17 protein-coding genes are annotated in these 20,175 nt (G+C 55.9%); 11 read left to right on the top strand and 6 right to left on the bottom strand.

The window, feature by feature from the left end; genetic code table 11:
- Nucleotides 1-420 precede the first annotated feature (420 nt).
- The 4 genes from BQ17_RS23805 to BQ17_RS01005 all read right to left on the bottom strand — a co-directional run bounded on the left by BQ17_RS23805 (nt 421) and on the right by BQ17_RS01005 (nt 6,242).
- Nucleotides 421-657 (bottom strand): YgiT-type zinc finger protein, encoded by a 237-nt coding sequence (locus BQ17_RS23805; RefSeq protein WP_089723902.1) that lies wholly within the window; start codon nt 655-657, stop codon nt 421-423.
- 7 nt (nt 658-664) lie between these two features.
- Nucleotides 665-886: a DUF4258 domain-containing protein gene (locus BQ17_RS01015; RefSeq protein WP_256091431.1), complete on the bottom strand. Its 222-nt coding sequence runs from the start codon at nt 884-886 to the stop codon at nt 665-667.
- A gap of 411 nt (nt 887-1,297) precedes the next feature.
- On the bottom strand, nt 1,298-2,170 hold the full coding sequence (locus BQ17_RS01010; RefSeq protein ID WP_089723900.1) for a hypothetical protein: 873 nt from the start codon (nt 2,168-2,170) through the stop codon (nt 1,298-1,300).
- A gap of 592 nt (nt 2,171-2,762) precedes the next feature.
- Nucleotides 2,763-6,242, bottom strand: a complete 3,480-nt coding sequence (locus BQ17_RS01005) for a molybdopterin-dependent oxidoreductase (RefSeq protein WP_256091430.1) — start codon at nt 6,240-6,242, stop codon at nt 2,763-2,765.
- 507 nt (nt 6,243-6,749) lie between these two features.
- On the opposite strand from BQ17_RS01005, the gene BQ17_RS01000 reads away from it, so the two are divergent.
- The 11 genes from BQ17_RS01000 (at nt 6,750) to BQ17_RS00950 (ending at nt 16,954) form a co-directional block, all read left to right on the top strand.
- A complete protein-coding gene (locus BQ17_RS01000; protein WP_089723898.1) occupies nt 6,750-7,346 on the top strand; it encodes a Uma2 family endonuclease in 597 nt (198 codons plus the stop codon).
- Nucleotides 7,347-7,534: 188 nt separating this feature from the next.
- On the top strand, nt 7,535-7,783 hold the full coding sequence (locus BQ17_RS00995; RefSeq protein ID WP_369406447.1) for a hypothetical protein: 249 nt from the start codon (nt 7,535-7,537) through the stop codon (nt 7,781-7,783).
- Nucleotides 7,784-8,188: 405 nt separating this feature from the next.
- Nucleotides 8,189-8,434, top strand: a complete 246-nt coding sequence (locus BQ17_RS00990; protein ID WP_089723897.1) for a chaperone NapD — start codon at nt 8,189-8,191, stop codon at nt 8,432-8,434.
- A gap of 116 nt (nt 8,435-8,550) precedes the next feature.
- Entirely contained in the window at nt 8,551-11,106 is a 2,556-nt protein-coding gene (gene napA / locus BQ17_RS00985; RefSeq protein WP_089723896.1) for a nitrate reductase catalytic subunit NapA, read from the top strand.
- Between the two features lie 333 nt (nt 11,107-11,439).
- On the top strand, nt 11,440-12,486 hold the full coding sequence (locus BQ17_RS00980; RefSeq protein WP_176722233.1) for a Gfo/Idh/MocA family oxidoreductase: 1,047 nt from the start codon (nt 11,440-11,442) through the stop codon (nt 12,484-12,486).
- A 154-nt stretch (nt 12,487-12,640) separates the two neighbouring features.
- Nucleotides 12,641-12,970 carry a cupin domain-containing protein gene (locus tag BQ17_RS00975; RefSeq protein WP_089723894.1) on the top strand — a complete coding sequence of 110 codons (330 nt, stop codon included), beginning with the start codon at nt 12,641-12,643 and terminating at the stop codon, nt 12,968-12,970.
- Between the two features lie 210 nt (nt 12,971-13,180).
- Nucleotides 13,181-14,038: a ferredoxin-type protein NapG gene (gene napG, locus BQ17_RS00970; RefSeq protein ID WP_089723893.1), complete on the top strand. Its 858-nt coding sequence runs from the start codon at nt 13,181-13,183 to the stop codon at nt 14,036-14,038.
- A 119-nt stretch (nt 14,039-14,157) separates the two neighbouring features.
- Nucleotides 14,158-14,367, top strand: a complete 210-nt coding sequence (locus BQ17_RS00965) for a DUF433 domain-containing protein (protein ID WP_089723892.1) — start codon at nt 14,158-14,160, stop codon at nt 14,365-14,367.
- A gap of 372 nt (nt 14,368-14,739) precedes the next feature.
- The gene (gene napH, locus BQ17_RS00960; protein ID WP_089723891.1) at nt 14,740-15,585 is read left to right on the top strand and encodes a quinol dehydrogenase ferredoxin subunit NapH; all 846 of its coding nucleotides are present in this window, start codon (nt 14,740-14,742) and stop codon (nt 15,583-15,585) included.
- A 109-nt stretch (nt 15,586-15,694) separates the two neighbouring features.
- On the top strand, nt 15,695-16,123 hold the full coding sequence (locus BQ17_RS00955; RefSeq protein ID WP_141699021.1) for a nitrate reductase cytochrome c-type subunit: 429 nt from the start codon (nt 15,695-15,697) through the stop codon (nt 16,121-16,123).
- 225 nt (nt 16,124-16,348) lie between these two features.
- A complete protein-coding gene (locus tag BQ17_RS00950; protein ID WP_089723889.1) occupies nt 16,349-16,954 on the top strand; it encodes a NapC/NirT family cytochrome c in 606 nt (201 codons plus the stop codon).
- Nucleotides 16,955-17,054: 100 nt separating this feature from the next.
- On the opposite strand, the gene recD2 is transcribed toward BQ17_RS00950, so the two are convergent.
- Together recD2 and BQ17_RS00940 are read right to left on the bottom strand one after the other, a co-directional pair.
- Nucleotides 17,055-19,259, bottom strand: a complete 2,205-nt coding sequence (gene recD2, locus BQ17_RS00945) for an SF1B family DNA helicase RecD2 (protein ID WP_089723888.1) — start codon at nt 19,257-19,259, stop codon at nt 17,055-17,057.
- 77 nt (nt 19,260-19,336) lie between these two features.
- Entirely contained in the window at nt 19,337-19,918 is a 582-nt protein-coding gene (locus BQ17_RS00940; RefSeq protein WP_089723887.1) for a Uma2 family endonuclease, read from the bottom strand.
- Nucleotides 19,919-20,175 lie beyond the last annotated feature (257 nt).

Genomic DNA, 20,175 nt, shown 5'->3' with positions numbered 1-20,175 from the left:
AAACCTTGGCCGCTGGAGCGGCCACAACGGCATTCCCACGCTGGAGCGTGGGAACGAGCCATGAGGGCATCGTGGCCACTCATTCGCTCCATAACTCGTTGTTTTAGATTGCAATAATGTGGGGATACCTCAGGTTCTGTCCCCTATTCTGCTCTGTCAACAAATAATCACTAATTTGGATTTCCTGTATATAGGAGAACAAATCCCTATCTTCAATCACATTTACATTGAGTTCTTCCTTGACTCTTTTTAATGTGAAATCACTATATGACATACTTACCTACTCAGCTTTGGCCGCGCCTGACGGCTTGGCTAGCCGGCCCAATACCAGGCTCACCAGTGACCTTCAGCAAACTCCTGAGTTTGATGTGCGGTATTGGGTCGGGCTAAACTATTTGTTAGCCGACAGTTTTCATTGTCTTAAGCCATAGCTTGATTGAAATTGACTACTTCAACACTAAGGCACTCTTCTACGGCGTGGCTTTTAGTCAGATATTCATCAAGCGCATCAAGTGTTCTTGCATGAAAGTACCGTTCACCACACTCTAGGCATACTTCCGCTTGAACATTCTCGACAATATATAGCCTTTTGTTTAGCCAATGTTGGCGCTTGACGTTTTTGGGTTTCGTCTTTCCACCGCAAAATTCACAAATCATAGGTTACCTATAGCGCATAAACAGTGATTATGATGAGGTTGCTATTTTCTCGAAACCTGCATATTACATGAATAAGTCTTCCATCTCTTACTGGTCCTTCTATGCGATACCTTGTTCCTCGTTCATCATGGGCCATTTTCTTGTCGATTTTGCCTTTAAGGATCGCGTTTTCAATATCTTTTCTTTCAAGATTGTCATCTAGCATTTCCTCCTCCGCATGGGATGACATGAAATAGTCACGATCAACTATCCGCTGTTGAATCTTCTTTATGACAGACATCGGAAAACGGGGACAGACACGTTTTTCTTTCTGAGCATTAAGAATGTGCTAATAACCGCCTCAACCGGTCCGAAAGGTGGAGGTGAAGAAACGTGGTCTGTCCTCTATTCTCCGCTAAACGTGGCCTGTCCCCTATTCCCCCGGTGAATGTCATGAAATGCGGCGTTTGCGGTTCGACAATACGGTAGCGGCTACGGCTTATAGAGTCTCCGAGACACTCCGCGGCGCGGAGCTTCTGCGTTCCCACGCGGCGCGTGGGAACGAGAGAAATTGTTGGGCGTTCCTAGGCTCAGTGGATTATTGGTGGTCTGTCGCCATTTCTTCTGCTGCTCGTTTGGCCCCATTTCTTCTTCTCCTGACCTATCTGTCGGCAGTGCCTTCTGACATTTTTGGAAGCTTCCAACCAAGGTCTTTTAGTACATCACTACTAAACGTCAGGACCTGTTTGCCATGCAGACCGTTGCTGTCTGTCGCGGAAACCGTGAGGGGGATGATATTGTCGGTTTCCTTGTCGAGCTTGAAGCTTTTCCAGCCGTTGCCCGTCTTCGCCGCTTTCGTCAGTTTCTGGGGGCCATATGTCAGATTTATGGAGTAAGGTGGAACGCCGCCGGTAGCGTATGCGACAACGGTGTCGTCTTCGAGCATTGCCGAAACGATGAGTTTCTCTTCTTGCGAGTCGTTGGCCCCAAAGTAGAATCCGATAACCGTTCCGAAAACCCCCGAGAACACAAGAAATATCTCGCGCGCGCGTCGAAATCGCTCGTCAAAGGTGCCCTCGGATGAAAACAACGGCGCAACGATCAGCGTACCACCGAAGGTGATCGTACTGAGGATGGCTGCTATGACGAGAAGTGGGCGTGTCCCGTTGATTGTCAAGAGTATCCCGGCGCCGGATTTCCAAATGTAGATGGTGACGAATGCTGCCAAGCCAAAAAAAACGACGAAGAGCACTCCCATGCCAATGTACGGCCACCACCGGGATTTCTGACTCGCGAATTGGGCTTGAGGCGGATTGCGGGTTCGAGCGAGTTCAGAAATGATCCCCGAGAGCGCGACGAGATCCTTAGCAGCGCGTTCCGCGTTTGTAGTGTTATTCTGGGTCTGTGCAGCCTTGAACTCATCCCGGTATTTTTGCGCGGCCACCACCGCGAGTTTTATTTCTTCCGAGCCGTCTTTCTTGGCGAGTTCCTCGATGAGCTTTAGTCTTGCCGCTAGGTCTTTTTCGTCGATCATGGTAGGTGTCCTCTATACAGGGCGTTGGACGGCGAAGTCCTACGTGAGCCTGTCAAAGGTTGAGAAATCACAAAGTGTCGTCTGGTCGCCCAACAGATAGTAGACGGCGAGTCGCCGTGTTTAAATACGTCGAAACGCCTTCTATACCACAATCATTGCTTCTTTTTCAAATTCATGAATATCTTCTCAACGTATCTGGGAGCCTATCTGACTTACGACTGTTCTACTTTTTCTTTTCTTTTACTTGAACGGTTACATCGGTTTTCTCACCACAGAGGACACAGAGAGCACGGAGGGTTGGATTCGGTAGCGTCCGACACCATCGACCAAGTGGGGACATTGATACAACCAATCATTTTCCCGCCAATGGGTCTCTTTCCATTCTCTGTGTCCTCTGTGGTTCAATATGACGAGAGGGACATTGCTCGCCCGACATTAGCTGGGTTGGTAGTGGTAAATTTATAAGTGTTAAAGTAGAGAGGTTCATCTTTATTGATCCCCTCTCCCCAACCCTCTCCCGGAGGGAGAGGGGGCATAGCGGCCAGTGCTGTTGGTCATGTTACAACTTAGACATTAACCACTAACGTTGGGTTTAAACCAGCTCGACGAATTTACCCGCCATGAATTGCTTGAGGACTTGGTTCTCGTATGTGGGACGTAGGCCCTTGGCGGCGGGGGCCCAGAGTCCCTCGCCATTCATGCCACCATCTTCGGCTTTACTGATGCGGACCAAGGCTTCACGGGGTGCGCCGGTGGGGCAATGGACATCCGGCACGAAGCCTTGGGTGATTTTTTGGCCCAGTAGGCCCTTGACGTAGAGAGAATCGGTCATCCAGGTCGGTTTGAGCCAACCACGGGTACAGCTTTGGTGGCTACCACCACGATAGAATGATTGATAACCGGTTTCGGGGCTTTTGGCTAATCCGGTGGGATTGGTTTCTTGTCCCCGTACCGAGCTGAAGGTAGCCCCATACATGTTGTGCCACATGCGGGTGATACCACGCGGTGTTCCCGGATAGTAACGGGCCCGGACCAATAGGCGTGCGGTTTTGTAACCTTCCGGATATTTCTGCCAGCCTCGGAAAGGACGATCATGTGGGTCGGCATCGATGTAGACATAGTCACCATCTTCGATGCCTAATCCTTTCGCATCGTCAGGATTGATATCCACATAGGCCTCCGTTACGAAGGGCATCCGCTTATCACGACGTAGCATATCTCCAAATGGCCCGAACCAGGCAGCAACAATATCGGTGTCCACAGCGGTCGTGTGGGCGCCGTGACGGTATTTCGGGGTATGGAACACCAAATCGTAGCCATCCTGGCGCAGCGGGTGTGCGCTATTGATTACTTCATCGACGGTCTTGATCACATGCCGGGCTTGCCGTGTATCACCGCTGACATCACTGCCGGGAACGCCATAGTCCTCGGGTGTCTTAGGCCGCAACAGTGGATGGGCTTTGGCTACGATGACATTGGGCTCGAACCGAGTGGAATCGATCGGCTCCCGATGCACCACCATATTTTCGCCGCTGTTTCTGAATTCAGGTTCTTCCCGATAAAATTCCAACCGCCCGGTCTTGGTGTACCAGGGTTTATTCTCGTTACCCTGTTCCCAAGCACCGACTTTGGGATAGGTACGGGTTTGGAGGATAGCTGGAATACCCTCGTCGGCAGCTTTCTCCAAGTCTTCGATCTTGTAGCCGCGGGTGGCATTGGAATGATCCAAAACCCGTTGGATATAGGGCCTGGCCTGGCCCTGATCGACAAAATGCCAATAATCCTTATGGCGTGAATCATCGGTGAGTTTACCGATCGCACTACAGACGCCGGCAGCGACTTCCAAATCGGAGCGGGTATCATGAATCCGTGGCAAGGGCGTTGCCGGGAAGGTGTATAAAAACGGATTGGTGACGCTGATGGTCATGTCGGGATATTTCAATTCCGCCCAACTGTCTACCGCGAATACAATGTCCGAATATTCGCAGCTGGCGGTCCACCACCATTCATTTTGGGCAATGAATTCTACCCGCGACAAGGTGTTGATCACGAAATCATAATGGCCCTTTACATTACCGATCAACGAATTGGAATTGCTGACATGAAAGGCCTTGGTCGGCGTAGGGATATGGGTTTTACCGGTCAGAACTTCCTTGCCCATGCGCAGAATGGTGTCGCCGTGATTGAAGTAATGGACGCTTTCCGCTTTCCAGCGTTTCCGCAATTTGGCCGGTTTGCTCGGATCCAATTCCGGATTAAAGGGGTCCTCGCCGATGTATTGCGCCAGGCCATTGAAGAAGCTGGCGCGGTAGTTACCTGCATAGCTACCCACATTACCGCCGATTTTGCCTATATTCTGCGTCAAGGCAGCGACTAAGAATATATTTCGGTCTTTAAGGTCGTTATTGAAGAATTGGTTGGGGCCCATGCCGACCGTAAAGAGGGTACGTGATTGATTGCCTGCAATCTGGCGGGCCAGACCGCGAATGGCGGCTGCCGGGGCCCAAGTCAATTTGGCGACGTCTTCCGGCGTGTAGCTACCGTCGAGCATTTCTTTGGTGACATCGAACACGGTGCGACATGGCACCGTTTCGCCGGAAGCCAAGGGTACGGCAAATTCACCGGTTAGTTGAGGATTGCCGGAGAAATGCTTGCCGATTTGATCGTGATTCATGGCGACCGGTTTGTTTTCAACCGCATCCCAATAGACGAAATCGCCCCAGTCGGCTCGTTGTTTTTCATTCAATACCGGGCCCTGTTGCCGGTGGATGGACGGGCCTTTGTCACCGGTTGGGACGACTAGGGTATTGTTCTCCAGCTGAGCCAATCGATAGTCTTTGAAGACATCACCGGCACGCAACATTTCGCCGTTGTCCATCCGTACCAATAGGGGTAAGTCGGTATTGGCTTTGACATACCCGGCATCATATCGATTCTCACTGATCAATACTTGTGCGATACCCAATGCCAAGGCCGGGGTGGTGCCGGGACGAACGACCAGCACTTCGTCGGCTTTACCGGCGGTAGCACTGTATTCCGCGGCAATGACGACCACTTTGGTTCCTTTCATTCTGGCTTCCGTCAGCCAGTGAGAATCCGGCATTTTGGTGGTAATCCAATTCATACCCCAAACGATGAGTAGATCGGCGTGTTCCGCATTACAGAGATCGAAATCGACCGTTTGTTGGCCCGTTACCATCGGATGGCCCGGCGGTAGATCGGTGTGCCAACTATAATTGTCAAACCCACGGCCACCTAATGAATCTGTGCCTGTGCCGCGAATCTTGTCGTCCAATAGGGCCATGGCATTCGCTGCGCGGTATTGAGCGAATACGCGGGTCATGCCCAGCGGGGGCATGCCGCCGCGGAATTTCAAGGTTTGGGTACCGGCCCCTGCGGTCGCTTCTACCATCAGGGGATCATAGCCTTGGGCCAACAGCTTCTTTTGGCCTTCTTCTCCGCTATAAGTCTGGGCAATATTGATTAAGGCGGCGGCAGCCAATTCAAAGGCTTCGTCCCAGGAAGCGCGTACCCATGAATCGCGTCCCCGTTGGAGGTATTTTTGTGCGACCGCGCCGGTTTGGGGATCACGCGGAAAACCGGCCTCGACCCAATCTTTGAAGCCTTTGCGAATCATGGGCCGTTTGCAACGGCGATCCCCGTAAAAACGCCGGACCAGGGCCAAACCTTTTTGACAGCAACGTGGATCCCAACGTCGTGTGGATTGATTGCCGTCTAAATCCTTGGCCTTGTGGTAACCGTAGGTGGGCGCGATGCGGGTGACGACGCCGTTTTTGACATAACCACGTAATAGACAATTGTGGGTATCGTTGGGAGCACAAAGGAAGGTGAACGAGGAATCGTAATGATGCAGGTCCCGATAGGTTTTCTCCCAGCCCCGGTTGGGATAGTTGGAGAGTGGATTGTCGATTGCCACCGGTGTCAACAGCTGAGTCGCAGAAATGACCTGTTGCGAAATGGTGGCCGCACCTACGCCCGTGGCCGCCATCTGAAATAGGAAGCGGCGGCGAGAGATATCGATAGGTTGGCTTTGGTCATTCTCTGACATCATCGCACTCCGAAATGAATTGCTGAAAATAGGGCCTTCGTCAACGGCGTGCTTGAATAATCAAGGGGTTAGAATCGCTCGATTGATCAAAGATACCTAATCTTTCAAACCTTATATTTGGGTAAGGATATTATAATAATGTAAACTACTGTTGAAGACGATTTGACCTTGATCAATTTCTCTCCAAAGTTGAAGACGAATTGATTTCGGTCAATTTCTCTCCATAAAGAGGTGGACAGGCGCTGCGATACCGTCATGAAACATTGGCCGCCGGAGCGGCCACAATTGCGTTCCCACGCTGGAGAGACTGTGAAAGAATTCGCTTTTCCGATCCAGGAATACTTTTACACTCTCCGGAGCGTAGGAACGAGCCAAACAACTTGTTGTTTTAGATCACAATACCGTATTCTCTTCAAGAAGTAGCATGAGCCGAGAAACCAAAGGGCACACCTATGTCACTGGACAGACAGCCGGGTGAATAATCGACCGCATTGCGCAGAGACCGAAACCATGCTGCAACCAGCACCAGCACATCGACCAACCCTCTACGAGGCCCTGGAGGCCCTGCCCGAGGGGGTGACCGGGGAGATCCTGAATGGCCAACTCCACACCCAACCGCGGCCCGCAATCTCGCATGCTCACGTTGCGCTCAATCTTGCTATTGGGATCGGTGGTCCTTACGGCAAGGGGATTGGTGGCCCTGGCGGTTGGTGGATCTTCCCCGAACCCGAGGTGCACTTCGGACGCGATGTCGAGGTGGCCGTGCCGGATCTGGCCGGCTGGCGCCGGGAGCGCATGCCGATACTTCCCACGGGCCACCGGGTCGAGGTGGTTCCTGATTGGGTCTGCGAGATCCTCTCTCTATCCACCGAACGGAAGGATCGTCAAGACAAGATGCCACTGTATGCACGCTATGGTGTGCGGTATGTGTGGCTGACTGATCCGGTTAAGCATATGCTGGAGGTATACCAACTCGAGGCTGGTGCCTGGGTTGAAATTGGTCGCTTCGCCGAGGCCGGCCAAGTTACCGCTCCACCATTCGAGGCGGTGTCTATCGTACTGGAAGACTTGTGGTTGCCGCAGCAATTGCGGCTTGTCGAACGTTAAGACTGATGAGCGCGCCGACGGCTTGGTGGCCGTTCTCAATAAGCGCGGGCATAGCTCCGCCTGCACCGCGGAGCGATCATCCACTTCGGGCGTAGGCGGTCTCGTCGTGGCGGCACTAAAGCTATTGCCTTGAGCCGAAAAACCAAAGGGTACACCTATGTCAACTGCAGCTGCCGACACCACGAATCTTGCTACCGAAGACATCCAATTCATCAAGGAAGCACCTGGGGGAGTGGCTCGCCGAGCAGTCGTTGGGCAAGCCACCGGCGGTCTATGAAATCGAGCTGCGGGAGCAGATGGATAAGCGCTTCGAGGCCGTCGACAGGCGTTTCGAGATGCTGACCCAGCGTATGGATTCGTTCATGCTCTGGTTGTATGCCATCACCCTGACCGTCGGCGGTCTCATCACCGTGGCGGCACTCAAGCTATTGCCCTGAGCCGAAGGTTCGAACCCTCCCCCCGCCCTAAGAGGCTGTCTAAAAACTAACCCATTGATGTTGCTTGGTATGGAATGACTAATCCGATCGCAATCAAGCCCTTGATCCCCCCTCTCCCCAAGCCCCCTCGCTACGCTCGGGGCAGGCTCTCTCCCCCAGGGGGCGAGGGAGCCAACCGGGCAAGTTCTTAAGACAGTCTCTTAACCTTTTGGGTCAGCCCCGCTTTTGCGACACCCTCCGCCGGGCAGGAGACTCGTCCAAATCTCCGGGAAAATGATCTGCCGCAACATCAGAATAGGGTAATATTTTAAAATATCTACCCCAATTGCGGGCCAGAGGTGTGGCTGAGCCGATCCTGATTCCAGGTCTGGGGTAGATGGCACGAGAAGTGCTTATAGATTCCCAATGAATATCTGTAGTCTCGTCGTCCAGACTCGTCCCGACCGGGCGCAGGCGGTGGAGCAGAGGTTGTTGGCGCTGCCCGGCGTGGAGATTCACGGTGGTCGGGCGGAGGGCAAGCTGATCGTGACGGTAGAGGACACGGGCCGGAGCGAGGTTGCCGATACCCTGGCCTCCATCAAGGGTGTGGAAGGCGTCATCAATACCGTCCTGATCTACCATTATGGTGGAGACGATTTAGAGGCTGTCTAAAAACCAACCCATTGATGTTGCTTGATATAAAGCCCTTGATCCCCCCTCTCCCCCCAGGGAGCGAGGGAGCCAACCGGGCAAGTTCTTAGGCAGTCTCTTAGCAGAAGAGGTCGATCATGAAAATCACTCGGCGTGAGTTCATCAAATCCCAGGCCGCGGTTGTGGCCGCCGCAACGGCGGGGGTCACCCTGCCGGTCAGCATCACCGCCGTCGCGGCGGAAGGCGATGAAGGCGTGCGCTGGGACAAGGCCCCGTGCCGTTTCTGCGGCACCGGTTGCAGTGTCCTGGTGGGCGTCAAAGACGATAAGGTCGTGGCCAGCCAGGGGGATCCGGATGCCCCGGTCAACCGGGGGCTCAATTGCATCAAGGGTTATTTCTTGCCGAAGATCATGTACGGCAAGGACCGGCTTATCCAGCCCCTCCTGCGCAAGAAGAACGGCCGATTCGCCAAGGACGGGGATTTCGAGCCCGTTTCCTGGGACGAGGCGTTCGATGTGATGGCCGCCAAGTGGAAGGAGGCCATCGCCAAGGATCTGAAGGACAATGCGGGCAAGCCGGTCGACCAGCTGACCTCCCGGGTGGCCATGTTCGGCTCCGGCCAGTGGGCGGTGTGGGAGGGCTATGCCGCCTCCAAGCTCATGAAGGGGGGACTGCGCTCCAACAACCTGGACCCCAACGCCCGACACTGTATGGCCTCCGCCGTGGTGGCCTTCATCCGCGCCTTCGGGATCGATGAGCCCATGGGTTGCTACGACGACCTGGAGCACGCGGATGCCTTCGTGCTCTGGGGCGCCAACATGGCCGAGATGCACCCTATCCTATGGTCGCGTCTGACCGACACCCGCCTCACCAAGCCGGGGTGTGAGGTCCATGTGCTCTCTACTTTTGAGAACCGCTGCTTCGAGCTGGCGGACAACCCGATCGTCTTCACCCCCCATACGGATCTGGTGATCCTCAACTACATCGCCAACCACATCATCCGGAATAAGGCATACAACCAAGCCTTCATCGACCGGCACGTGAACTTCACCAAGACGCCTACGGATATCGGCTATGGCCTGCGCCCGGAGCACCCCTTGGAGCGCAAGGCCGCCAATGCCGGCAAGGGCAAGCTCACCAAGATCGGCTTCGAGGAATACGCCGAATCCGTCGCGCCCTACACCCTGGACAAGGCCCACGAGATGTCCGGTGTGCCCAAGGAGCGGCTGGAACGCCTGGCCAAGTTGTACGCCGACCCGAACAAGAAGATCGCTTCCTACTGGACCATGGGCTTCAATCAGCACACCCGCGGGGTGTGGGTCAATGGGCTCCTGTACAACGTCCATCTGCTCATGGGCAAGCTCTCCGAGCCGGGCAACAGCCCCTTCTCTCTGACCGGCCAGCCCTCGGCCTGTGGTACGGCCCGGGAGGTGGGGACCTTCGTCCATCGCCTGCCGGCGGATCTGGTAGTCAAAAAGCCCGAGCACCGCGCCTTTTCCGAGCGGGTCTGGCAACTGCCGGCGGGGACCATCAACGGCAAGGTGGGCTACCACGCCGTGCTCATGCAGCGCATGCTCAAGGACGGCAAGCTGAATTGCTACTGGCAGCTGTGCAATAACAACATGCAGGCGGGGCCCAACATCAACGAGGAGATGTATCCCGGCTGGCGCAATCCGGACAACTTCATTACCGTCTCCGACCCCTATCCGACGGTCTCCGCCCAGGCGGCGGATCTGGTCCTGCCCACGGCCATGTGGGTGGAGAAGGAGGGCGCCTACGGCAATGCCGAGCGGCGCACCCAGTTCTGGCGCGAGCAGGTCGCGGCACCGGGGGAGGCCAAGTCGGACCTGTGGCAGATCATGGAATTCGCCAAGCGTTTCAAGGCCGAGGAGGTCTGGCCCCAGGAGTTGGTGGATAAGAAGCCCGAGTATCGCGGCAAGACCCTCTACGACATCCTGTTTGCCAACGGCACGGTCGACAAGTTTCCCTATGCGGGAAAAATCCTCGATGACCGCGGCAACGCATACCAAAACCACGAGAGCGCGCACTTCGGTTACTACGTCCAGAAGGGCCTGTTCGAGGAGTACCGGCGCTTCAACTCGGCGCCCGACATCCCCAAGAAGGGGCATGAAATGGCCCCATTCGACACTTACCACAAGGTCCGTGGCCAACGCTGGCCGGTGATCGACGGCAAGGAGACCCTGTGGCGTTTCCGGGGCGGTTATGACCCCCACGTGGCGGGGGACCAAACGACCGTCGATTTCTACGGCAACCCGGACGGTCGGGCCAACATCATCTTCGCCCCCTACGAGCCGCCGGCGGAGAGCCCGGACCAGGAATACGACCTGTGGCTGTGCACCGGGCGGGTGCTCGAACACTGGCATTCGGGCTCCATGACCCGGCGTGTGCCGGAGCTCTACCGGGCCGTTCCCGACGCGGTGCTCTTCATGCACAAGAAGGACGCCAGAAAGCGCAAGCTCCGAGACGGCCAGCTGGCCAAGATCACCACCCCCCGCGGCGAGCTCACGGCCCGGGTCGAGACCCGCGGACGCAACCGCCCACCGGAGGGTCTGGTGTTCATCCCCTGGTTCGACGCCTCCCGGTTGGTGAACAAGCTGATCCTGGATGCCACCGACCCCCTGTCGAAACAGACGGATTACAAGAAGAACATCTGCAAGGTGGTCAAGGTCTGACCCGTAGGATGTGGTGAGGCTAGGCTCCGTCCCGACGCAGGGACGCGGAGGGAGCCTGGCCGAACCGCATCGAATGAATGATGAATGCGGAATGATGAATGATGAACGGAAAGTCCAACCTGGCCGACAGGTGGTGTGAGCGGCTGTGAGCGCAGGAAATGTCGGCGGTTTGCGGGTTGGGCAAAGCCTGTAGGATGGGCGTAGGATGCGGTGAGCACGGTAGGTCTTACAGGATGGCATCACGAGGAGGCGCGAACCGCATCGATGGTGTGGTGAGCGCCTGCCGGGTAGGAACGCCCGGCCAGTCATTCCGCAAATAAATTGGAGATGGCTGTGAAGTGTATCAGAGTAGGCCATGGACATGTTGCAACCTGGCATGATCAAAAATTAAAAGAAGAAGGCGTGACAACAATTGGGGTTATGGATAGCAATGAAAAAAAGAGAAAATTAGTATTAGCATCCGGTCTTCAAGCATTTTCTTCTTATGAGGAAGCGTTCAGGCTTAAACCGGATTTTTGGGATATTTGCGTTTCAACAGATTCTCATCTTGATGCTTTAACAGCGATTATATCACTTGACCTTAATGCAAATATCATTGTGGAAAAGCCAATTTGCAGTTTTTCTCAGATCAACATGCTCAAAAATCTTTTGGAGAATTTTCAAGGTAAAATTGTTGTTAATGAAAATTATGTTTTCTCGAACATAACTAAAACTGTTAAGGAGCTATCTGCTTTATTGAATCTCAAACCAACCAGAATTATTTCTGAAATGACTAAAAATCGAATTTCCGACATAAGGAAAGGAAGGTTCTTGGACCTGGAGCTTTTCGCTTTTGGTTATGAAGGTTCACATATGATAATCAATGTTCTGGAGTTAGGAGAAGAATATTTTCCTGGTGAAATAAAAAGTATCGATTATGATGATATGTACGTTGATATGCCAAATGGAAAAACATGTTTGCCAAAACAGGGCATGGTGGAAAAAAGGTATATTGCAAAAAGCGGAGCAGAAGTGATTCTGTATACATCAATGATAGGAGACATAAAATATTATTATCCAGGCCCTTTTCCATTTTTTGATAAAATTGTAACAGAAGATAATAGTATGCGCTATCGAATATTGGCAGTGGAAGATAATAAAAAATGTACGGCTGTTGTGGGATTTTATGAGCCCGTTCTAGGGCTGAAGAGGGGTGAAGGGGCTGTCGTTGTCTTTGACAAAGGAGATATTAAAGAATATATTGAACCTATCTACGACGATACAATGGGATCATCGTTGAAAAATGCTATTGATTGCTTTTTAGGAAAAAGAGATAATCCCCATACAGTGGCTATGGCGATTAAAGTCGTCGAATTATCTCATTTTCTGGCATCTAAATAGTTGACAGCTTGTAGAGTGGTATTCTTCGAGGATGCAGTCCCTTGGTTTATCGAAGGGACCGCACCCTTCGACAAACTTGGGAACTAAGCTCCGGGAATCGTTAACCACTTTGCCGAGATAATTGAAAGGTGCCCATTTTAAAGAGGTAAAAACCATGAAAATAATCTCTCTGGACCAGACCAAAGAAGAACGAGGACATTGTGGGATCATCAGAAAAATGGAACCTGAAGGTCCCAGCGAGATCATTCATTTAAGGGTCGAAAAAGCTGAAAAGCATTACCACAAAATAGCAACTGAATATTATTATATATTGAGCGGTAAGGGGAAAATCTTTCTTAACGAGGAAATATATCCGATTCAAAAAGGGGATCTCGTTAAAATTGACCCTGGTGTCCATCATCAAGCATTGGAGGAAACGGATGTGCCTCTTGAGATATTAGTCATAGCGACTCCTCCAGTCATAGGAGATAACTACACAGTCTGATTTGGTATCTCCAACAGTGAACCGCATTCTCTTGTTCCCACGCGCCGCGTGGGAACGAGAAAAAAGCGTAGGATGCGATGAGCGCGGTAGGTCTTACAGGATGGCATTACATCAAGAAAAAAATCGTGTTAATCCTGAACATCCTGTTAATCCTGTCCGATTAAAGTATTGCGACAAGCGTTCAAACGAAACCGCAATCGCTCTTAAGTTATGGCAGATCCGACAGCGATCAAAATGCAAGGGATCACCCGCCGCCGGGTGCTGGGCGATGTGCTCAAGACCGCCTGTGGCGTTGGCTTGTTCGGCCTGGGCCTGGGTCTCTATTCCAGCCGGGCCTCGTCGCTACCCGCATATGCTATCCGGCCGCCGGGGGCGATCCCGGAGGATGCCTTCAACGGGGCCTGCATCCGCTGTGGACTCTGCGTGCGCGATTGCCCCTACGACATCCTCTATCTGGGTCGGGTCGGCGAGGACATTCCGACTGGAACCCCATATTTCATCGCCCGCCAAGGGGCCTGTGAGATGTGCGAGGACATCCCCTGCGTAGTGGCCTGTCCTACCAATGCCCTGGACCACGTGCTGACGGACATCAATGCCGCGCGCATGGGGCTCGCGGTGCTGGTGGACCAGGAGAGCTGTATCGCCTTCCAGGGCCTGCGGTGCGAGGTCTGCTATCAGGTCTGTCCCATCAAAGACCAGGCTATCACCCTGGACCGGCAGCACAACGAACGCTCGGGAAAACATGCCCTCTTCATCCCTGTCGTTCACTCGGAACACTGCACCGGCTGCGGTAAGTGCGAGCAGGCCTGCATCCTGGAAGAGGCCGCCATCAAGATACTGCCGCACCACTTGGCCAAGGGCGAGCTGGGCCGGCACTACCGGCTGGGCTGGGAGCAGCAGGCACAATCCGGCGGCCCCCTGGTCAGCCCGGACCCGGAGCACCAGTACCACCTGCCCCCAGGCATGGAGTACGACCATGCCGGGGAGGGCCTGATCAGAGAGAGCGGTGCCGCGACGCCTTTCTCCGACAACCCTTTGGATGTCCTCAACCAGCAGGGACCACCCTAGAAAGAGCGCCTTTTTTAGCCGCAAATGAACGCGAATAAACGCAAATCGGTTGCAACCGGTTCACCACCAGCGATGGTTCTCGGGTCCATGCTGTCCACTTTAGAAATACCGCCAGGACTATGAAGAAAAGCGCCATCACATCCGATCGCCACATCATGGGGGGAACTCCCGTTTTCAGAGGGACGCGGGTGCCGGCTGCAACCCTGATCGATTACCTCGAAGCCGGAGACTCGATCAACGACTTCCTTGAGGGCTTCCCCACGGTTACCCGAGAACAGGTGATCCAGTTCCTCGAGGAGGCCAGGGAGAAGATCCTTGTCCCAGCGTAGAGTTCTCTTGGCAGAAAAAGATGAGGCTCTTTATGGATTCCGGACTGCCAACGATCATGGAAGGGTTCCACCGGGCGTTTTGGAGTGCGGCGGCAATTTCACCCCGATGCTTACCGGAACCTACAGCGCGAGGCATAAGCAGAGGGTCGGCCAAGTGGCACCATCCTGCCGCCGCTTTGGATTGGACCACGCATCCGTCCCCAACACAGGTGTTGCGGCCAGAGGAAAGCGCCGTCGCCGCGGCGCGGGTGGAACCTAAGTGCCCGGATTTCCGGCCAACGCCGCTGGTATCCCCCGTGGCTGAGGTTCGATGCGGTCGTGCCGCTTTGCCGGCGCACTCCAAAGCAGTCCAGAATCCATAAAGAGCCACAAATGATTCCCAATCCGTTCCAAAGCCAGCTCAAGGCCCACCGCTGGCTGATCGCCCGGCGCCTGAGCCAGGTCGGCGTGCTGGCCCTGTTCCTGCTGGGGCCAATCACCGGGATCTGGGTCGTCAAGGGCAATCTGTCCGCCAGTATGACCCTGGGCGTGCTGCCTCTGACCGATCCCTTCCTGCTCCTCCAGTCCGTCCTCTCGGGTGGCCTGCCGGTGACGAGCGGGGTCGTCGGCGCGCTCATCGTGCTGGTCTTCTACGCCTTGGTGGGCGGGCGGGTGTTTTGCTCCTGGGTGTGTCCGGTGAATCCGGTCACCGACGCGGCGGCCTGGCTCCGGCGACGCTTCGACCTGCGTGGCAACAGCGCCCTGTCGCGCAATCTGCGCTATTGGCTCCTGGGGCTGGCGCTGCTGTTTCCCCTGCTCACCGGCGTCCTGGTTTGGGAGTACATCAATCCGGTGTCCATGTTCCAGCGGGGCCTCATCTTCGGGATGGGCTGGGCCTGGACGGTCATCCTGGCCCTGTTCCTGTTCGACCTGTTCATTGCCAAGCACGGCTGGTGTGGTCGTCTGTGCCCCATGGGGGCCTTCTATGGACTGATCGGCAGCGGTTCGATCATTCGGGTCTGTGCGACCGCTCGGGACCGGTGCGACGACTGTATGGATTGCTTCGGGGTCTGCCCGGAGCCCCAGGTCATCAAGCCCGCGCTCAAGGGTGCCGCCGCAGGTGTCGGTCCGGTGATCCTGGATCGCAACTGCACCAATTGCGGGCGCTGTATCGAGACCTGCCCGCAAGGCGTCTTCCGGTTCGGGACCCGGATGAGCAACGGAGCATCTCTTTTTTAGCCGCAAATGAACGCAAAAAACGCAAATCGGAGCCGATTCAATTTGCGTCCATTTGCGTTTATTCGCGGCAAAAAATAATTCCGATTTAACCGAGGTGATAAAGAGCGAGATGAACAAGACCACAGCAATACTGAGCCTGTCCCTTGCCGTTGTTGGTCTGGGCGGGGCAATGCCAACGTTTGCGATCGATTCCCTGCGTGGCGCCGCTATCGAAGCGATGTCCACGCCGCCGGCAAAGCGGAAGGTCGATGTGGTCGAGGGCGGTATCGAGCGCACCTTTGAGCAGCAGCCGCCTTTGATCCCTCACAAGATCGAGAACTATAGGCTCAACCTGCGCCAGAATGGTTGCATGAGGTGCCACAGCAAGGCGGCGGCTGAGAAGGAGAACACCAAGCCACCCTCCGCGAACCATTTCGTCGATCGCGACGGCAAGGAGCTAGCCAAGCTCTCTTCGCGGCGTTACTTCTGCACCCAATGCCACATGGTGCAGATAAAAGGCGAGCCGCTGGTCGAGAACAGCTTCCAGGGTCTCAAGTAATACCCAAAGCCGCCCACAAACGAGATAACAGAGGTACAAGAGGTGGTAGTGGTAAATTTTTAAATGGTTAGCGTAAAGCGGTTCATTATGCCCCATTTCTTTATTTGATCCCCTCTCCCCGACCCTCTCCCGGAGGGAGAGGGAGTGCAGCTTGTGGCGTGCCCAACACACTGCTATCGGCGATGTTTCTATTTAAACCTTAACCACTACCCAAGAGGTTTCGTCATGCCTGAAGACAAACCAAAGAAAGGCAAACGCACGGTTACGGTCCTGCTGACCGGCATCGTCCTCGGCATCGTCCTCTGGAGCGGCTTCAACGCCGGGATGGAGGCCACCAACACGGAGACCTTCTGCAGCACTTCCTGCCATGAGATGGAGGTAAATGTCTATCAGGAATACATGGACACCAATCATTACGTCAACCGCACCGGGGTACGGGCTACCTGTCCCGATTGTCACGTGCCGCAGGAGGGAATCCCCAAGTTTGTCCGCAAGCTCCAGGCCAGTAGAGAGGTTTACCACCACTTGTTGGGCACCATCGATACCCCCGAGAAATTCGACGCCGAACGCATGGAGCTGGCCAGACACGTTTGGCGTGCCATGAAGGAGACCGACTCCCGCGAATGCCGTAACTGCCACGAATCCCTGTCTATGGATTACGACAAGCAGGAACCGCGCAGCGCCGAGCGTCACGAGCAGGCCGAAGCGGAGGGTCTGACCTGTATCGACTGCCACAAAGGCATTGCCCACCGCCTACCGGCGGAATATGACCCGGAGCAAGACATCCCTGGCGAGAGCATTTACTACGACGAGGCCAATACATCGCTTTAACGCAACCCACCCATAGGTCGCCCAACCTGCTACCTGCCTGCGCGGACCTCGCGTCGGGTGCAGGATGCGGTGAGCGCCTGCCGACCGCTTTCTCCTCCGGCTAGCTGTCAAGTGTCTGCAACCGTTGGCGCAACTTGGTCAGGCGCTTGACGGACAGCTCGCGTTTAACCGCTAACCCTAAAGCCTTGGTCTGGGCGATCAGGACTACCAGCCGTTTGCCGCGGGTCACGGCCGTGTAGAGCAGGTTGCGCTCCAAGAGCGGGTAGTGTTGGGTCGCCAAGGGGATGACGACCGCCGGATACTCCGAGCCTTGGCTCTTGTGTATGGTAGTGGCGTAGGCAAGGGAGATTTCGTCCAGCTCACCCAACTCGTATTCCACCCGGCGACCGTCGTACTCGATCGCCACGAGTCCCTCCTCCTCGTCGATTCTCTGAATGCGGCCAATGTCGCCGTTGAAGACCTCCTTATCATAGTTGTTGACCGTCTGGATGACCTTGTCTCCCGGCGCGTAGGTCCAACCGAAGCGGGTGATCCTGGGGTGGGTATCGGCATTCAGGCGCTGCTGCAGCTCCAGGTTGAGGGAGCGGGCACCTAGACCACCTTGGTTCATGGGGGTCAAGACCTGAATGTCGGCGACGGGGTCCAGGCCGAAGCGCTTGGGAATCCGTTCGATGGTCACCTGCAGCAACCGATCATGGATGAGCTCCGGGGTTTCGCAATCGATGCGGTAGAAATCGCTGTCCGGTCCTTGGCGGTCCGGACGCTCGGGCATACGGCCCTGGTTGATCCAATGGGCATTGACGACGATCCGGGACCGGGCCGCCTGGCGGAAGATCTCCGTCAGTCGGACCCTGGGCACCGCACCGGAGTCGATCATGTCAGCCAGTACCGACCCCGGCCCCACGGCAGGGAGCTGATCCACGTCGCCCACCAATAACACCGCCGCATGGTTGGGGATCGCCCGCAGGAGCTGGTTCATCAGGACCAGATCCACCATAGAGACCTCGTCGACGACCACCAGGTCGGCCGGCAGGGGCCTGTACTGGTCCCGCCTGAAACCCATGATCTGGGGATCGAACTCCAGCAGCCGATGGATGGTCTTGGCCTCGGTGCCGGTGGATTCCGCCAGCCGCTTGGCCGCCCGCCCGGTCGGCGCACACAGGCGCACGGAGACCCCCTTTGCCTGCAGAATGCGCAGGATGCTATTGACCACCGTGGTCTTGCCGACCCCGGGGCCACCGGTGATGATGGTAATTTTGCCGTTGATCGCGGCGGCCACGGCGGCGCGCTGGGAATCGGATAGCTCCAATCCTGTCTGGCGTTCCATCCAGGGGATGGCGCCTTGGGGATCGATCCGACCCCAGATCGGCGGATCGCGCTGCAAACGGCGGAGGCCCATGGCAATTCCCCGCTCGGCCCGTTGCAAGGGGGTGAGAAAGAGCGCGGGTTGGCCCTCGATCTCCTCGGTGACCAGGTTTTCCGCCTCGAGCTCCGCGGCGATGGCCTGCTCGATGACGGCGGCGGGAATCTCCAGCAGCTTGCACGCCGACTCGGCCAACTGATCCCGATAGGCGGCGCAGTGACCGTCTGCGGCGATCTCCTGCAGCACATGGCGCACCCCGGCCTGGGCGCGGATGAGCGAGTCGTGGGGGATACCGAGTCGGTGGGCGATGGCATCGGCGGTCTTGAAGCCGATACCGTGGATATCGAGTGCCAGCCGGTAGGGGTTCTCCCGGACCTTCTCGACCGCCGCGTCCCCATAGGTCTTGTAGATGCGCACAGCCCGTGCCGTGCCGACCCCATGGGACTGGAGGAAGACCATGATCTCCCGGATCACCTTCTGCTCGGCCCAGGCCCGGGTCACCCGTTCCTTGCGCTTGGGGCCGATGCCTTCGAGCGTGAGTAGCCGGTCCGGGTTGTCCTCGATGACATCGAACACCCGTTCGCCGAAGGCCCCCACTAGCTTATGGGCAAAGTGGGGACCGATGCCCTTGACCATGCCCGAACCCAGATATTTCTCGATGCCGTCCAGGGTGCTGGGCGGAATCACCCGCAGATTCAGGGCCTTGAACTGGAGCCCGTGGCGGTGGTCATTGACCCAGGTGCCATCGCATTCGATGTACTCGCCCGCGGTGACGGTGGCCGCCGAGCCGACCACGGTCACCAGCTCCCGCTGCCCGCGTACCTTGACGCGCAACACGCAGAAGCCGCTTTCCTCGCTATGGAAGGTGACCCGCTCGACCGCCCCGGCCAGGCGTTCGGACGGATCGCCCGCGGGGGTTCCGGGGTGATGCGGGTAGATCATCTCCGGCATGGAATGATGAATGCGGAATGATGAGCGATGAATGGGAAGCAGCTTGCCACTTCATCATTCCGCATTCATCACTCGTCATTCATCACGACCTTGTCGTAGATCTCGGCCAACGCCAAGGTGCAATCCAGGCTCTCCAGGGGAACCTGGTCCTCCAGCCCCGCATAGTCCATCAGGGTCCAGTGGTCATCTGCGCCGCGCCGGTAGCGTTCCACCCGAACCCGGTCCTGGGAGACCAGCAGATACTCCCGCAGGCTCGGGATGCGGCGGTAGAGGGCGAACTTGTCCCCCCGATCGTAGGCCGCCGTGGAGTCGGAGAGGACCTCGATGATCAGACCGGGGTTGAGCAGGACATCCCGCCGGTCGTCCAGGAGCTCCGGTTCTCCGCAATGGGCGACCAGATCCGGATACTTGCCCGCGTTGGCGGAGCGGATGATGACCTTCATGTCATTGACATAGACTTGGCAAGGACGTCCCTTGAACTGGATGCTCAGCTCCCTGCTGATGTTCACAACGATAATGTTGTGCTCCAGGCTCGCACCGGCCATGGCGAAGACCTCGCCATTGAGGTATTCGCTGCGCCCTTCCAGATCGGCGCGCTCACCTTCCAGCCAATCCTCGAGGCTCAAAAAGGGCTTGGGTTGCAGGGACATAGAATCAGCTCGGTATCAGGGTGAGTGCCTATAAATCACAAACTGCTGCCAGCTTCCGGTCGCCGGCATCTAAGGTGGGCTATGCCCACCGACGACTCATCTGGCTGCAATGAGGCTACGGAATCGTTTGAACCACAAAGGCGTGAAGGACACAAAGGGGGAATTGGTAGTGGTAAATTTTTAAGGCTCTTTATGGATTCCGGACTGCTTTGGAGTGCGCCGGCAAAGCGGCGCGGCCGCATCGAACCTCAGCCACG

The sequence above is a fragment of the Candidatus Thiosymbion oneisti genome, assembly GCF_900092655.1.
GTDB classification, from domain to species: domain Bacteria; phylum Pseudomonadota; class Gammaproteobacteria; order Chromatiales; family Chromatiaceae; genus Thiosymbion; species Thiosymbion oneisti.
This window is presented reverse-complemented; position numbering and strand designations above follow the sequence as displayed.

Coding starts and splice junctions, on each gene's coding strand:
- BQ17_RS01005 (WP_256091430.1), bottom strand. CDS start 6,242: ATGATGTCAGAGAATGACCAAAGCCAACCTATCGATATCTCTCGCCGC.
- BQ17_RS00950 (WP_089723889.1), top strand. CDS start 16,349: ATGCCTGAAGACAAACCAAAGAAAGGCAAACGCACGGTTACGGTCCTG.
- napH (WP_089723891.1), top strand. CDS start 14,740: ATGATTCCCAATCCGTTCCAAAGCCAGCTCAAGGCCCACCGCTGGCTG.
- BQ17_RS00965 (WP_089723892.1), top strand. CDS start 14,158: ATGAAGAAAAGCGCCATCACATCCGATCGCCACATCATGGGGGGAACT.
- BQ17_RS00990 (WP_089723897.1), top strand. CDS start 8,189: ATGAATATCTGTAGTCTCGTCGTCCAGACTCGTCCCGACCGGGCGCAG.
- BQ17_RS23805 (WP_089723902.1), bottom strand. CDS start 657: ATGATTTGTGAATTTTGCGGTGGAAAGACGAAACCCAAAAACGTCAAG.
- BQ17_RS00955 (WP_141699021.1), top strand. CDS start 15,695: ATGAACAAGACCACAGCAATACTGAGCCTGTCCCTTGCCGTTGTTGGT.
- napG (WP_089723893.1), top strand. CDS start 13,181: ATGGCAGATCCGACAGCGATCAAAATGCAAGGGATCACCCGCCGCCGG.
- BQ17_RS01015 (WP_256091431.1), bottom strand. CDS start 886: ATGTCATCCCATGCGGAGGAGGAAATGCTAGATGACAATCTTGAAAGA.
- recD2 (WP_089723888.1), bottom strand. CDS start 19,259: ATGATCTACCCGCATCACCCCGGAACCCCCGCGGGCGATCCGTCCGAA.
- napA (WP_089723896.1), top strand. CDS start 8,551: ATGAAAATCACTCGGCGTGAGTTCATCAAATCCCAGGCCGCGGTTGTG.
- BQ17_RS01000 (WP_089723898.1), top strand. CDS start 6,750: ATGCTGCAACCAGCACCAGCACATCGACCAACCCTCTACGAGGCCCTG.
- BQ17_RS01010 (WP_089723900.1), bottom strand. CDS start 2,170: ATGATCGACGAAAAAGACCTAGCGGCAAGACTAAAGCTCATCGAGGAA.
- BQ17_RS00975 (WP_089723894.1), top strand. CDS start 12,641: ATGAAAATAATCTCTCTGGACCAGACCAAAGAAGAACGAGGACATTGT.
- BQ17_RS00940 (WP_089723887.1), bottom strand. CDS start 19,918: ATGTCCCTGCAACCCAAGCCCTTTTTGAGCCTCGAGGATTGGCTGGAA.